This window comes from Allobosea sp. TND4EK4 (assembly GCF_900156025.1).
In the GTDB taxonomy this organism is placed as follows: Bacteria; Pseudomonadota; Alphaproteobacteria; order Rhizobiales; family Beijerinckiaceae; genus Allobosea.
This window is the reverse complement of the sequence record NZ_FTMO01000019.1, coordinates 43,125-57,687: the sequence shown is the minus strand read 5'-3', so window position 1 is coordinate 57,687 and position 14,563 is coordinate 43,125. Positions and strand designations below refer to the sequence as shown.

At 69.1% G+C, this 14,563-nt stretch carries 14 protein-coding genes; 7 read left to right on the top strand and 7 right to left on the bottom strand.

Annotated elements, in window-relative coordinates:
* Positions 1-311 precede the first annotated feature (311 nt).
* The 6 genes from BW981_RS19125 to BW981_RS19100 all read left to right on the top strand — a co-directional run bounded on the left by BW981_RS19125 (position 312) and on the right by BW981_RS19100 (position 4,647).
* On the top strand, positions 312-920 hold the full coding sequence (locus BW981_RS19125) for a flavin reductase family protein (protein WP_076442132.1): 609 nt from the start codon (positions 312-314) through the stop codon (positions 918-920).
* Positions 921-1,015: 95 nt separating this feature from the next.
* On the top strand, positions 1,016-1,468 hold the full coding sequence (locus BW981_RS19120) for a MarR family winged helix-turn-helix transcriptional regulator (protein ID WP_076442145.1): 453 nt from the start codon (positions 1,016-1,018) through the stop codon (positions 1,466-1,468).
* Positions 1,469-1,793: 325 nt separating this feature from the next.
* Positions 1,794-2,942: an acyl-CoA dehydrogenase family protein gene (locus tag BW981_RS19115; RefSeq protein WP_076442130.1), complete on the top strand. Its 1,149-nt coding sequence runs from the start codon at positions 1,794-1,796 to the stop codon at positions 2,940-2,942.
* Positions 2,943-2,966: 24 nt separating this feature from the next.
* Positions 2,967-3,335, top strand: a complete 369-nt coding sequence (locus tag BW981_RS19110) for a hypothetical protein (protein ID WP_076442128.1) — start codon at positions 2,967-2,969, stop codon at positions 3,333-3,335.
* A 33-nt stretch (positions 3,336-3,368) separates the two neighbouring features.
* Positions 3,369-4,121: an SDR family NAD(P)-dependent oxidoreductase gene (locus tag BW981_RS19105; RefSeq protein ID WP_076442126.1), complete on the top strand. Its 753-nt coding sequence runs from the start codon at positions 3,369-3,371 to the stop codon at positions 4,119-4,121.
* 28 nt (positions 4,122-4,149) lie between these two features.
* On the top strand, positions 4,150-4,647 hold the full coding sequence (locus BW981_RS19100) for a flavin reductase (protein WP_083712491.1): 498 nt from the start codon (positions 4,150-4,152) through the stop codon (positions 4,645-4,647).
* A gap of 29 nt (positions 4,648-4,676) precedes the next feature.
* Here BW981_RS19100 and purU read toward each other — a convergent pair whose 3' ends face one another.
* From purU to BW981_RS19075, 5 genes are all read right to left on the bottom strand, one after another.
* Positions 4,677-5,540: a formyltetrahydrofolate deformylase gene (gene purU, locus BW981_RS19095; RefSeq protein ID WP_076442122.1), complete on the bottom strand. Its 864-nt coding sequence runs from the start codon at positions 5,538-5,540 to the stop codon at positions 4,677-4,679.
* 81 nt (positions 5,541-5,621) lie between these two features.
* Positions 5,622-6,239, bottom strand: coding sequence for a sarcosine oxidase subunit gamma (locus tag BW981_RS19090; protein WP_076442120.1), 618 nt, complete (start codon positions 6,237-6,239; stop codon positions 5,622-5,624).
* The gene (locus BW981_RS19085) at positions 6,232-9,231 is read right to left on the bottom strand and encodes a sarcosine oxidase subunit alpha family protein (RefSeq protein WP_076442118.1); all 3,000 of its coding nucleotides are present in this window, start codon (positions 9,229-9,231) and stop codon (positions 6,232-6,234) included. Before BW981_RS19085 ends, BW981_RS19090 begins: the two co-directional genes overlap by 8 nt.
* On the bottom strand, positions 9,228-9,503 hold the full coding sequence (locus tag BW981_RS19080) for a sarcosine oxidase subunit delta (RefSeq protein ID WP_076442116.1): 276 nt from the start codon (positions 9,501-9,503) through the stop codon (positions 9,228-9,230). Before BW981_RS19080 ends, BW981_RS19085 begins: the two co-directional genes overlap by 4 nt.
* Before the next feature lie 26 nt (positions 9,504-9,529).
* Entirely contained in the window at positions 9,530-10,780 is a 1,251-nt protein-coding gene (locus BW981_RS19075) for a sarcosine oxidase subunit beta family protein (protein ID WP_076442114.1), read from the bottom strand.
* 55 nt (positions 10,781-10,835) lie between these two features.
* Between BW981_RS19075 and BW981_RS19070 the strand changes: the two genes are divergently transcribed.
* On the top strand, positions 10,836-11,849 hold the full coding sequence (locus BW981_RS19070) for a GlxA family transcriptional regulator (protein ID WP_076442112.1): 1,014 nt from the start codon (positions 10,836-10,838) through the stop codon (positions 11,847-11,849).
* Here BW981_RS19070 and BW981_RS19065 read toward each other — a convergent pair.
* Together BW981_RS19065 and BW981_RS19060 are read right to left on the bottom strand one after the other, a co-directional pair.
* Positions 11,837-12,859: an Ldh family oxidoreductase gene (locus tag BW981_RS19065; protein ID WP_076442111.1), complete on the bottom strand. Its 1,023-nt coding sequence runs from the start codon at positions 12,857-12,859 to the stop codon at positions 11,837-11,839. The two genes, BW981_RS19070 and BW981_RS19065, sit on opposite strands and share 13 nt — an antisense overlap.
* Positions 12,856-14,553 (bottom strand): hydantoinase B/oxoprolinase family protein, encoded by a 1,698-nt coding sequence (locus BW981_RS19060; RefSeq protein ID WP_076442143.1) that lies wholly within the window; start codon positions 14,551-14,553, stop codon positions 12,856-12,858. Before BW981_RS19060 ends, BW981_RS19065 begins: the two co-directional genes overlap by 4 nt.
* Positions 14,554-14,563 lie beyond the last annotated feature (10 nt).

Below are 14,563 nucleotides of genomic sequence, written 5' to 3'. Positions count from 1 at the left end.
TCTCCCTCCTGTCGCTCCACCCGCCTTACACGACGGCACCCCTTGACGCAAAAACATCTTTCTTTCGAAAATATGTTGTGAGATATAAATCGGGCTGCGTATGCTGGCTCGATCCGGCGCCCCATCACGGCTGACCGGCTGGATTTGGCGCCGGCCGCCAAGGGTCCCGATACGCAGCGGCGACCAGGCGAATGGATATGAGCGGACATTTTCCCTTGACGGATGAGGAAACGACGGGCCGGAAGACTGGCGACCAGCCCGGAGCTAGCGATTCAGACGCTGTTCCCACGCGCCATTTCGACTTATCGGCCATGCCGGCCGCCGATCGCTACCGCCTGCTGGCCTCGACGGTGATGCCGCGCCCGATCGCCTGGGTGGTGACCTGCAGCCCGGACGGCACCGTCAATGCCGCGCCCTATTCCTTCTTCAACCTGTTCGGAGCGGACAGGCCGACCGTGGCGCTCGGCATCCTCGCCCGCCCGGGGCAGCCCAAGGACACCGCTGCGAACATCCGGGCGACCGGCGAATTCGTCGTCAATCTCGTGCCTTACGCGCTGGTCGAAGCGATGAACGCGACCTGTATCGATGCGCCGCCGGACATCGACGAGCTGGCCCTGGCAGGGCTCGGGAGCACGCCCAGCCTCGCGATCCGCCCCCCGCGCATCACGGCATCGCCGGTGGCGTTCGAATGCCGCACCAGCCATCTTCTGGAGACCGGCCCCGGGCAGGTGCTCGTCGTCGGAGAGGTGCTGCATGCCCATTACGCGCAGCGCGTCCTGACCGGCGATGTCGACCGCCCGCGCGTCGACCATGCCGCGCTCGACCTGGTGGGGCGGATGCACGGCGCCTCCGCCTATACCCGCACCCGGGACCTGTTCGACCTCGACCGCCCCGTCTGGCGGGGCGCACTGGATCGCTGACCCGCGGCCAGCCGCCGCGATTGAGCGCCGCAGCCGGCCGGCGCATCTGACTTGGCCGGCTGGACATGATCCGCGAATTGCGGAATGTCCCGGCGATGAGCAAGACGCCGCCAGCGGAGCCGCCTTTCCAACGCGCCGAATGGCCGTTCTACTGGATTGCGCGCGTCACAGGCCGGTACTTCCAGAGGATGGAGACGGCGCTGGAGCCGATCGGCCTCGACGTGCCGAGCTATCGCGTGCTGATGACGCTTTACGAAGACCGGCATGTCAGCGTGTCCGCCATCGCCGATGCCTGCGTCATCAAGCTCAGCACCGCGACCCGCATCGTCCAGCGGATGACGGCCGAAGGGCTCGTGGTGGTGCGCCCCTCGCCCAGGGACGGACGTGTCACCGAGGTCAGCCTGACGACCAAGGGAGAGGGCCTGCGCCACCAGGCCAAGGCGATCGCCGAGGCCGTGCTCGCGCAAGCCTTCGACGGGGTCAGCGAGACCGAGCGACACAAGCTGAACCGCCTGCTCGCCGGCGTGTTCGAGCGTCTCAGGGACTGATTCTCTCTCTTTTCGAGCCTTTTTGCCTCGCAGCCCGGTGCCAGGTCGGGCCTGCGGAGCCGCGCGACCGACGCTCGAAAATCGCGCTTGCCAAAGCCGGCTCGCCGCCTCATATTACTTGAAAATTCATGTAAATAAATAACGGGGGATCCTATGCCGCACGACGTTTCGACAATGGCCTGAGCCCGAACGGCGGGATTGCCGGGCGCCTTTGTTCGCCCGTCGAAGCGAATGTCCGAGCCGCTACAGCGCAGGCGGCGGCCCATCGTGCCGCCAGAGGCTTCACAGGCCGCGCGACGCGTGAAATCGTCCCAGGGAGAAAGCCATGAACAAGGTCTTTGATACCGCCGCCGCACAGGAAGCCGTTCTGACGGATCTGCTCGAGGACGTCCGCGCCCGGCGCGACGAATTCGAGAAGCTGACCTATGTCCCGCCGGACGTGATCGCCAAGCTCAAGGCCGCCGGCGCCTACCGCGCCTTCGTGCCGAGGGAACTGGGCGGCGATGCGAAGAGCCCGGCCGAGTTCTGCCGGCTGATCGAACGTCTCGCCGAGGCCGACGCCTCGACGGCCTGGGTTGCGAGCTTCGGCGTGTCGGCCGTGTATCTCGCCGCCCTGCCGGCCAGCACCTACCGGGCGATCTACGGTGCCGACCCGGACACGGTCTTTGCCGGGGCGATCTTTCCGCCGCAGACGGCGCGGGAGGTCGCAGGCGGGTTCGAGGTCCAGGGCCGCTGGCCCTATTGCTCCGGCTGCATGGGCGCCAGCCTGATCGGCGCCGGCATCCGCGTCGAGGGCGGCACCTCATCGGGCCTGCCGCGCATGGCCGTGATGCCGCGCGAGAAGGTCTCGATCAAGCACACCTGGGACACGATCGGGCTCGCCGCCACGGGCAGCCACGACGTGGTCGTCGATAACGTTGTCGTGCCGGAGGAATGGACCTTCATCCGCGGCGGCAAACCGCACCGCGAGGAGCCGGTCTTCCGCTATCCGTCCATGGCGCTCGCCGCGCAGGTCCTCGCCGTGGTCGGGCTCGGCACGGCGCGGGACGCGCTGAACTGGATCCACCGCGAGGCGCGCGACAAGCCGGCGATCACCGGCGCGCCGCCGATCGGCGCGCGGCCCTATATCCAGGCGGAGCTTGCCCGGGCCGAAGCCCGGCTGTACGCGGCCCGCAGCTTCTTCTACGGCGCGATGGAGGAAGCCTGGGAGCAGGTGCTCGCCGGGCGCCCCCTCGAACAGGATTGCCATGTCCGGCTCCGCCTGAGCGCCACGGACGCGGCCGCCGCCGGTGCGGATGTCACCCGCATGGCCTTCGTCATGGCGGGCACCGAGGCGATCCGCCGTGGCCACCCGGTCCAGCGCTGCATGCTCGACGCCGCCGCGGTGGCGCAGCACGCCTTCCTCGGCCAGGGAACCTGGACCTCGGCGGGCGCCGCCCTGCTCGGCCAGCCGACCTTCCCCGGCTATCCGTAAGCCTTTCCGACCAAGGAGATCGCCATGAGCGAAGCCAAGCCCATCCGCACCCTGTTCTGCATCGCCGTCCAGCAGAACTTCTTCGACCTGCCCTTCTCCCAGATCGGCCCGGTCTGGAAGGCCTTCGGCACGATGATGAAGGGCATTTCCGAGCTGCCGGGCGTCAAGATCCTCGGCATGCTCGACGATGACGAGACCATGGTGGGCACCTCGCCGACCGGTTTCCCCTGGACCGCCTACATCATGGCCGACGTGCCCGATCGCGAGACCGTGCGCCAGGCCTGCAACCTGTTCCGCACCATCCCGGTCGGCGATACGGACGAGCGTCTCTGGAAATACTGCCGAGTCGAGGCCCGGATGGGCCGCGCGCTTGAAGTGCCAACCAACCTCTGACGCCACGCCGCCATCGTCCTGCAGGAAGCGCGCATGACCCCCGACACGCCCCACACCGCCATCGTCACCGGCGCGGCCTCCGGCTTCGGGGCCGTCGCCACCCGAGCGCTGCATCAGGCCGGCCACCGCGTTGTCGTCACCGATATCGACGGCGATGCGGCGCAGCGACTGGCGACGGAACTCGACGCCGCTGGCGCGACCGCCTTCGCGGAGAAGCTCGACATCCGCCACCCCGGCGATTTCGCGCGGGTGCTGGACCGGGCCATCGCCCGCTGCGGCTCGGTCGAGATCCTGCTCAACAATGCCGCGGTGACCGTGGCGCGGCCGCTGCTGGAGATCGATCCGGACGAGTTCAACGCGGTCATGGCGACCAATGCCGGCGGTGTCTTCGCCGGCAGCCAGGTCCTGGGCCGGTACTTCAAGAAGCGCGGCTACGGCCGGATCGTCAATCTCGCCTCGCTCGCCGGGCAGAATGGCGGCACCGCGACGGGCGCGCATTATGCCGCCTCCAAGGGCGCGATCATGACCCTGACCAAGATCTTCGCGCGCGATCTCGCGGCCTTCGGCATCACGGTGAACGCGGTCGCCCCCGGGCCGATGGACACGCCGCTGGTCCACAAGCTGGTGCCGGCGGAGAAGATGCCGGCGATGCTGGCCAATATCCCGGTCGGACAGCTCATCGATCCGGCCTTCGTCGCCGCGATGATCGTGATGCTGGCATCGCCGGGGGCCGCTTCGGTGACCGGGGCCTGCTGGGACGTCAATGGCGGATTGTTCATGCGCTGACGCGCCGAGGGGTTGCAGGAGAACGCCGATGGATGTCACCGCAGAACACTTTCGCGACGGGATGAGCTGCCTCGGCGCAGCGGTCAGCCTCATCACCTCGGCCGGGCCCGAGGGGCGCCATGGCATGACGGCCTCCGCCGTCTGTTCGATCACCGACAGCCCGCCGACGCTGCTCGTCTGCGTCAACCAGAAGAACCGCTCTCACGACGTCTTCAACGGGAACGGCAATCTCTGCGTGAACGTGCTCGCCGAGCAGCACATCCCGCTGGCGGACATCTTCGCCGGACGCGGCGACGCCGAGCGCTTCGACAGCGGGAACTGGACGACTCTGGAGACCGGCGCGCCCGTGCTGGCCGACGCCATGGCCGCCTTCGACTGCCGGATCATCGAGCGGCGGGCGATCGGCAGCCACTCGGTCTTCTATGCACGCGTGGTCGGCATGCTGAGATCGCCGCAGGCGGCCGAGACCCTGATCTGGTTCGGCCGCCGTTATCATTCGCTGAAGGCAGCGCCAAAGGGCGACTAAGCCCCCGCTGAGCCTCCGGGCGCGGCCGCTCAGTCGGTGAAGACGACGGTCTTGCGGCCGTTGCGCAGGACGCGATCCTCCAGATGGTAACGGACGGCGCGGGCGAGCACGCGCCGCTCGATGTCGCGGCCCTTGCGCACGAGGTCGTCGGGCATGTCGCGATGCGAGATGCGCTCCACGTCCTGCTCGATGATCGGGCCTTCGTCGAGGTCCGAGGTGACGTAGTGCGCGGTCGCGCCGATCAGCTTCACGCCGCGCTCATGGGCCTGGTGATAGGGCTTGGCGCCCTTGAAGCCCGGCAGGAAGGAGTGGTGGATGTTGATGCACCGCCCCGAGAGCTTGGCCGAGAGGTCGTCCGACAGAATCTGCATGTAGCGGGCGAGCACGACGAGATCGGTCTGGGTTTCCTGGACGAGCCGCCAGACTTCGCCCTCCTGCTCCATCTTGTTCTGCCGGTCGACCGGAAGGTGATGGAAGGGCAGATCGCCGAGATCGGTCGAGGCAATGTGCTGGCGGTCATGGTTGGAGACGATGCCGGTGATCTCCATCGGCAGCTCGCCGATGCGCCAGCGATAGAGCAGGTCGGCGAGACAATGGTCGAATTTCGAGACCAGCAGCATCACCCGCTTGCGCGCGGCGGTGTCGCGCAGGGTGAAGGTCATGCCGAAGCGGGTTGCGAGTTCGCCGACGAGCGCCTGAATCTCGGCGGCACGACGGGCGCCCTCCAGCCGGTCGAAGACGACGCGCATGAAGAAGCGGCCCGTTTCCAGATCGTCGAACTGCTGGGCGTCGCGGATGTTGCAGCCGGCCTCCGCCAGCAGGGTCGAGACGGCGGCGACGATGCCCGGCCGGTCGGGGCAGGACAGAGCGAGGATCATCGGGGAATCGGACATGGCGTGACGGCCCGCTCGCGCGGGTCCCTGAAACGAGACGGTCGGAGGATGGCGGGTTAAACAGCGCGCGGCGCGCCGCCGTCAACCTCGACCGGCGACGACCCGGCAGCCGAATTCCGCGGCCGAGGCTGCGAACCAGGACCAGAAGCTGCCGGCAAGGCTGCGCGCGACCATGATCTCGAAGGCGGGGCCCTCGGCTGCGTCGGGCAGGCGCCAGAGCTGCACGCCAAGATGGGCGACGCTCGTGGCCGCGGCATCCCCCACCGCGAAGGCGGCGGGATGCAGGTCGATCATCACGCCCTTTGCGAGCGCATCGCGCAGATGCGGGCCCGAGAGCCGCAGGGCGGCGCGGGCATCGCTCTGGTCGCTGACCGCGGCGTAGCGTGCCAGCTCGGCGATCAGAGAAGGCATCTCCCCACGCGATCTCGCCCGCAGCAGCCATTGGTCGGGGCCGCTCCAGATCACATCATGGCCGGCGCCCGAGACGATGCGCGGCGCCGTGGGCAATGCGAGGCCGAGGCTCTGCTCGACGCGCCGCGCGAGCGCTTCGGCGCCTCCCGGGGCGGCGATGAGGCTGGCGAGCCCATGGCCTTCGAGCAAAGTCGCGGTCACGCCGCCCCGGCCCGCCGCGCCGAAGGTCCCGGGCTGCGCGATGCCCGCCCAGGCGCTGCGCGGCGTCCATTGCGCGGTCTCAGCCATGGAGGCGGGCTCCTTCGGGATCGAGGAAGACGGGCGAGCAGATCTCGACGAGGATGTCGCCGCCACGGACCGGGTCATAGGCCCGCACCTGCTCCCCGATGCGGGCCGAGCCGCCCCGGATCAGCCCGAGGCCGATCCAGTGGTTCAGATGCGGGGAATGGGCGACCGAGGTCATGTAGCCCTCGTCGTTCGCCATCGTGGCCGCCTTGCCGACCCCGATGAAATGCGCGCCGGCCCGCAGGCGCTCGCGCCGGTCCACGGGCTTGAAGCCGACGAAAGACGGCCGCTCCGGCTCGTTCAGTGCCGCCCGGTTCGCCATCAGACGCCCGACATAGTCCTTCTTCGACGACATCATCTTGCCGAGTCCGAGATCGCGCGCCGTGGTCTGGCCGCTGAGTTCGTTGCCGGCGACATGGCCCTTCTCGATGCGCAGGACGCCGAGCGCCTCGGTGCCGTAGGGCGTGATGCCGAAGGGCGCGCCCGCCTGCATCAGCGCGCGCATCATGGCGTCGCCATACCCGGCCGGGACGGCGAGCTCATAGGCCAGCTCGCCCGAGAAGGAGATGCGGAACAGCCGCGCCGGAATGCCGCCGCCGACCGTGACCGCACGCGCGGCGAGATAGGGGAAGGCCTCGTTCGAAAGGTCGTGCTCCGGATCGACGACGCCGCGCAGCGTCTTGCGTGCCTTGGGGCCGGCGACGGTGACCTGCGCCCATTGCTCGGAGACCGAGACCATGCCGACGTCGAGATCCGGCCAGAGCACCTGATGGCAGAACTCCAGATGCTGCATCACCTTGCCGGCATTGGCGGTGGTGGTCGTCATCAGGAAGTGATGCTCGCCGAGGCGGGAGGTGGTTCCGTCATCCATGACGAAGCCATCCTCGCGCAGCATCAGTCCATAGCGCGCCTTTCCGACAGGCAAAGCCTTCCAGCCGTTGATATAGACCCGCTCCAGGAACGCGGCTGCATCCGCGCCCTGGATGTCGATCTTGCCGAGGGTCGAGACGTCGCAGATTCCGACGGTCTCGCGAACGGCCAGGACCTCGCGGTTCACCGTCGCCAGCCAGTCGGTCTCTCCGGGCTTCGGATAGTACTGCGCCCGCAGCCACTGGCCGGTCTCGACGAAGACCGCGCCCTGCTCGCTCGACCAGCCATGGGTCGGCGCCAGCCGCACCGGGCGGAACGCCTTGCCGCGGTGGTGGCCGCCGAGCGCGCCGATCGCCACCGGCGTATAGGGCGGGCGGAAGGTCGTGGTGCCGGCCTGCGGGATCGTCCGGCCCGTCTGCTCGGCCATGATGGCGAGGCCGGAGAGATTCGACGTCTTCCCCTGGTCGGTCGCCATGCCGAGCGTGGTGTAGCGCTTGAGATGCTCGACCGGGCGGAAGCCCTCGCGCGCCGCCAGTTCGACATCCGCATCGGTGACGTCGTTCTGGAAGTCGACGAAGGCCTTGCCCGGAAAAACCGGGCCCTTGCCTCCGGTCACGCGCCAGAGCGGCTTCAGTCCGCATGGCTCGTCATCGGCCGCGGGCACCGGCCCGGCAGCCGCCACACTCAACCCGAGATCGCCCAGAGCCTCGCGAGCGAGACGGGCTCCATCCTCCAGCGCCGTCGCCAGGGTGAAGCGCCCGGCGGCGCTGCCAGCCACCGCCAGCCCCGCCGGCAACGTGCCCGGCACGAAGCAATGAATCTCCTCGTCCCAGACCGGCTTGCCGTTCTGATGGGATGTCAGGTGCAGCGTCGGGTTCCAGCCATTCGAGACCGCGAGCAGGTCGCAGGCGAGCGCATGCGTCGCGCCGGAGGCGTCTCGGATGGTCACCTGGTCCAGTTGCCGCCCGCCCCTCGCCCGCTCGACCACGCCGCCGGCGAAGAGCCTTGCGCCCAGCCGGTCAGCCAGCGCCTTGCGGGCCGGGTCAGCATCGGCGCGCGCATCGACGATGGCCGCGACCTTGCCGCCGGCTGCGGCGATGTCGCGCGCCGTGGCCCAGCCATCGTCGCCGGCGGTGAACAGCACCGTCTCGCGCCCCGGCAGCACGCCGTAGCGGTTCGCGTAAGTGCGCGCCGCGCCTGCCAGCATCACCCCGGGGGTGTCGTTGCCCGGAAACACGATCGGCCGCTCGAGCGCGCCGGCGGCAAGGATGGCGCGCTTCGCCTGAATGCGCCAGGCGCGTTGGCGCGGCTGGTGGGGCTGGGGCTGCGGCAGATGATCGGAGACCCGCTCGACTGCGCCGTAGGTTCCGTGGTCGTAGAGGCCGAAGACGGTGGTGCGCGGCATGAGGCGCACATCGGGCAGGCTCTCCAGCTCGGCGAGCGCCGCTGCCAGCCACTCCGCGACCGGCCTGCCGTCGATCTCGCGCTTCTCCGCCAGTAGTCGGCCGCCGAGGCGGAAATCCTCGTCGCAGAGGATGACGCGGGCACCTGTCCGGCCCGCCGCCAGCGCCGCCGCGAGGCCGGCCGGCCCACCGCCGATGACCAGCAGGTCGCAGAAGGCGAAGGCCTTTTCATAGTGATCGGGGTCCTCGGCACCGGCGGCGCGGCCGAGCCCGGCGGCACGCCTGATCAGCGGCTCGTAGAGCTTCTCCCAGAAGGAGGCCGGCCACATGAAGGTCTTGTAGTAAAAGCCCGCGACCAGAGCCGGCGAGAAAAGGCCGTTGAGGGAGAGCAGATCGAAGGCGAGCGAGGGCCAGCGGTTCTGGCTCACTGCCTCAAGCCCGTCGAACAGCTCGGCGACCGTGGCGCGGGTGTTGGGCTCGCGCCGCGCGCCTGAGCGCAGCTCGACCAACGCATTGGGCTCCTCCGGCCCCGCGGAGAGGATGCCACGCGGACGGTGATATTTGAAGGAGCGGCCGACGAGGCGGACGCCATTGGCGAGCAGCGCCGAGGCCAGGGTGTCGCCGGCATGGCCACCATAGGACTTGCCGTCGAAGCGGAAGCTCAGCGCTTGGCTGCGGTCGATCAGGCCGCCGGAAGCGAGCCGGAAGGGTTGCGCGCTCATGCCGCCTCTCCCGCCTTGCGGACCTTCGCCGGCTCGACAGCGCTGATCGCGTGGGTCCGCGTGTCGCGTGTCACGATCAGCCAGGAGCGGCAGCCGGAACCGTGATACCAGAGCTCCCGATGCGGGCCGGCCGGGTTGTCGCGCAGATAGACATAGTCCGCCATTGCCGCCTCGGCCGCGGCCATGCCATCGGGGCGGACCGGATCGGCGGCGCCGAGATAGCTGAATTCCTGGGCGTCGCGCGCGCCGCAATAGGGACAGGTGATGCGCATCGCAGTTCCTCGGCCAGAGCGCCCGTTCAGTGCAGGTTCGGCTGGGCGCCGACGCCCTTTTCGTCGATCAGGCGGCCGCTGGCGAAACGGTCGAGCCGGTAGGCGGCGGCGACCGGATGCGGCTCTCCGGTCGCGATCAGATGGGCAAAGCAGAAGCCGGAGGCCGGCGTCGCCTTGAAGCCGCCATAGCACCAGCCAGCATTGAGATAGAGCCCCTCGACCGGCGCCCGGTCGATGATCGGCGAGCCGTCCATCGACATGTCCATGATGCCGCCCCAGTGGCGCAGCATCCGCACCCGGCCGAGCCCCGGCCACAGCGCCATGGCCGATTCCATCACGTCCTCGATCACCGGCAGGTTGCCGCGCTGGGCGTAGGAATTGTAGCCGTCGATGTCGCCGCCGAAGACCAGCCCGCCCTTGTCGGACTGGCTGACATAGAAATGCCCGGCGCCGAAGGTGACGACCCCGTCGATCATCGGCTTCAACCCCTCCGAGACGAAGGCCTGCAGGACATGGCTCTCGATCGGCAGGCGCATCCCTGCCATCGCCGCGACGCGCGAGGAGTTTCCGGCGACCGCCATCGCGATCTTCTTCGCCCGGATCGGCCCGCGCGAGGTCTCGACGCCAACCGCCCGGCCATCGACCATCGTGAAGCCGGTGACCTCGCAGTTCTGGATGAGGTCGACACCGCGGCTGTCGGCCGCGCGGGCATAGCCCCAGGCGACCGCGTCGTGCCGGGCGGTGCCGCCGCGCTTCTGCAAAAGCCCGCCCTGGATCGGAAAGCGGGCGTTGTCGTAATCGAAGAAGGGCGCCATCGCCCTCACCTGCTCGCGGTCGAGCAGTTCGGCATCGACGCCGGCGAGCCGCATCGCATTGCCGCGCCTTGCGAAGGCGTCCCGCTGCGCGTCGGAATGGTAGAGGTTCAGCACGCCGCGCTGGCTGACCATGGCGTTGTAGTTCAGATCCTGCTCCAGCCCCTCCCACAGCTTCATCGACAGCTCGTAGAACGGCGTATTGCCCGGCAGCAGGTAGTTCGAGCGGATGATAGTGGTGTTGCGGCCGACATTGCCGGAGCCGAGATAGCCCTTCTCCAGCACCGCGATCTTGGTGATGCCGTGACGGCTGGCGAGGTAGTGCGCCGTCGCCAGCCCGTGACCGCCGCCGCCGATGATGACGACGTCGTATTCGGCCTTCGGCGCCGGATCGCGCCAGACCGGCGTCCAGCCCTTGTGCCCGCGCAGGGCCTGGGTCAGCAGAGAAAGGGCGGAGTAGCGCATCGATTTTTCCGAGCGGTCTTGTCAGCGGCAGATTGACCGACCTAACGTCGCGCACATGCCCTCCAGCGACATCCACTGTTCTCTTGGCGACAACCATGCGCCGGCTCATATCGGCTTCCTGCTGATCCCGGATTTCGCGCTGCTCGGCTACGCTTCTGCCGTTGAGCCGCTTCGTGCGGCAAACCGCCTGTCGGGCCGCGTGCTCTACCGCTGGAGCCATGTCTCGATCGACGGCAGGCCCGCTCAGGCTTCCAATGGCGTCGCCATCGCGGCGGATGCGGGGCTCGATGAGGGGTTGCGGCTGGATTATCTCTTCGTCTGCGCCGGGGGCAATCCGGCGCTGTTCGACGACCCGCCGACCTTTGCCTGGCTTCGCCAGCAGGCGCGGCGCGGCGTCAGGATCGGCGGGGTATCGGGCGGACCGTATCTGCTCGCCCGCGCCAATCTGCTCTCAGGCTATCGCTTCGCGCTGCATTGGGAGCATGCGCCCGCCTTTCTCGAAGACTATCCGGACCTCGACCTGCGCCGCTCGCTCTATGAGATCGACCGCGACCGGCTGACCTGCAGCGGCGGCACCGCCCCGCTCGACATGATGCATGCGCTGATCGCGCGCGACCATGGCACCGAGCTCGCCCTGGCGGTCAGCGAATGGTTCCTGCAGACCCAGGTCAGGGAGGGGGCCGGGCCGCAGCGCATGCCTTTGCGCGAGCGGCTCGGCATCGCGCACGCACCGCTGCTGCGCGTGATCGGGCGGATGGAGCAGACCATCGAAAACCCGGAAACGCGCGAAAGCCTGGCCCGCCTGGCCAATGTCTCGCTGCGCCAGCTCGAGCGGCTGTTCCGCCAGCATCTCGGCCGCTCGCTCGGCGAGCATTATCTGCGCCTGCGGCTCGACCGGGCGCGCGACCTTCTGCGCCAGACAAGCCTTTCCGTCATGGAAACGGCCCTGGCCTGCGGCTTCGCCAGTGCCAGCCACTTCTCGCGCAGCTATCGCGAGCGCTTCGGCCACGCCCCGCGGGAGGAGCGCCGGCGCGGCGGCGCATCGGCCGAGCGGGCTCAGCCCGCGTAACCGCGGAGCTTGTCGAACAGCGGCCTGGGGATGGCGATTCCCGCGGCAGCCGTCCGGGTGCGGGCACCGGCCCGCCGGTCGCCGGGCAGCCGCGCGCCCTCCTGCTCCAGGATGGCTCCGAACAGGCGTTCGAGCCGTTCCGCCGCCTCGGGTCCGCCGAGGGCACCGCCATCGATGGCGATGAAAAACTGGCCGGTGCGCGGCGAGCCGCCCTTGTTGTCGGCGAAGGAGGAGGCGTCGATGGAGAGGTTCGCACCGGTCAGCCAGGCGGCGAATAGCTCGACGATCAGCGCCAGCCCGGCGCCCTTGTAGCCGCCCGACGGCACCATGCTCCCTGCCAGGGCCGCGGCGGGGTCGGTCGTCGGGTTGCCGTCCTTGTCCAGCGCCCAGCCGAGCGGGATCGGCTCGCCGCGCTGCTGGTGGACGACGATCTCGCTCTTGGCGACGACGCTGGAGGACTGGTCCAGCACCAGCGGGTCACGGCCCGCCCTCGGCACGGCGAGCGCGATCGGGTTCGTGCCGAAGACCGGCCGCTTTCCGCCCATCGGCGCGATCGAGGCCGGCGCGTTGACGAAGCCGAGCGCCATCAGCCCCTCGCGGGCGATGCGCTCGACATGGTAGCCGACAACGCCGCAATTATAGGAATTCGTTACGGCGAGCGCAGCGATGCCCTGCGTCCTCGCCGCCTCGATGAGGGCCGGCAGGCCGAAATCGATCGCCGGATGGGCGAAGCCGCATTTGGCATCGACCCGGACGAGGCCGGGGCGCGGACTATCGAGCACGGGGCGGGCCTTGCCGTCGATCTTGCCGACCTTCGCGTGCTCGCAATAGGTCGGCAGGCGCGCCAGCCCGTGGCTGTGGATGCCCTCGGCCTCGGCCGCGACGACCGAGGCGGTGATCGCGGGCTCGTTGCGCGGGTCGACGCCGCAGGCGAGCAGCGCCTCGCGCGTCAGGCGCTCCACCTCGGCGAGGCTGAGCGGGACCGCATCGATGGGGGCGTGAGCGCTCATGCCGCGATCTCCTTCTCGCCGCGGCCATAAAGGCTCGCGGCACTGTCCGGCGTCACCAGCCCCTCGGCGAGGTCGCGGGCGAGCCGTTGCGGGTCGCGCCGGGCCGGATCGCCATAGCCGCCGCCGCCCGAGGTTTCGATGGTGACGATGTCGCCGCGCCTCAGCGGGATCCCCGAGACCTTGGAGCGCAGCGACGCCTTCGAGCCGTCCGGGTGCGTCACGGTGGTGCGGCTGAGCGAGCCCGGCGCGCCGCCCTTGATGCCGTAGGGCGCGTGGCGGAAGCGCTCGAAATTCGTCGAGAGCGAGCCTTCAGCCGCGTCGAGCCGCCATTCGCGCACGAGGCCCAGGCCGCCGCGAAACTGCCCTGCCCCGCCCGAATCCGGGATCAGCCCGTATTTGGTGAAGGTTACCGGGTACTTCGCCTCGACCATCTCGATCGGCGCGTTGGTGTTGTTGTGCAGGCCGCAGGAGAGCGCGCTCGCCCCATCTCCGCCCGCATGGCCGCCCCAGCCGCCGACCTCGATGTCGAAATAGACCTGGCGCTTGCCCTGCGGGTTGGTGGTCTGCAGGGCGTAGACATAGGAGATGGCGTAATAGGCCGCCGGGATGCGCTCCGGCATGATGCCGGCCAGCGCGCCGAAGACGGCGGTGGCGATGCGGTGGTTGACAACCATGCGCCCCGCGACCGGCGCCGGGAACACGGCGTTGACGACGCTGCCCTCCGGCAGGGTGACCGTGACCGGGCGATAGCAGCCGGAATTGGCCGGAATGTCGCCGCCCAGCGCGGCCAGCAGCGCGTAATACACCGCCGAGCAGGTCATCGCGGGCGTATTGTTGACCGGCCCTCGCACCTGGGCGCTCGAGCCCTCGAAATCGAGCGCGATGGTGTCGCCGCGCTTGGTGATCCTGACCGCCAGCGTGATCGGCTCCTCCGACTGGCCGTCATCGTCGACCAGTTCGACGAAGGAGGCCTCGCCGTCCGGCAGCGCTTTCAGCGCGGCGCGCATCATCGCCTCGGACCCGTCGAGGATCGCGGCCATCGCCGCCTCCAGCGAGGCGGCGCCGTATTTGCGGGCCATGCGCGCGACGGCTCGCTCGCCGATGCCGAGCGCGGCGATCTGGGCGTTGAGGTCGCCGCGCGTCTCATCGGGCTGGCGGAGATTGTGGAGCAGCATCTCGAAGACACCGCTGTTCAGCACGCCCTTGTCGACGAGGCGCAGCGGCGGGATGCGGATGCCCTCGTGGAAGATCTCGGTCGCATTGGCATAGTAGCTGCCGGCCGCGCCGCCGCCGACATCGACATGGTGGCAGAGCGTGCCGACGATGGCGACGCGCTTGCCGTCGACGAAGACGGGGCGGAAGGTCTGGATATCCGGCAGATGCTGGCCGCCGGAATACGGGTCGTTGGTGACGATCACGTCGCCGTCCTGCCACTGGTCGAGCGGAATGAAGCGGTCGAGGATCGTGCGCAGGCAGTCCGACATCGAGTTGAGATGGACCGGGATGCGGGCCGACTGGGCGATGTTGTTGCCGTTCGCGTCGAAGACGGCGGTGGAGAAGTCGAGGATTTCGCGCACAACGGTCGAGCGGCTGGTGCGCCAGATGGTGATGCTCATCTCCTCCGACGCGGCGACGAGCGCGTTGCGGATGACTTCGAGGCGGATCGGGTCGATGCCCTGCTGACGATCGGTCATGACGTGCCCC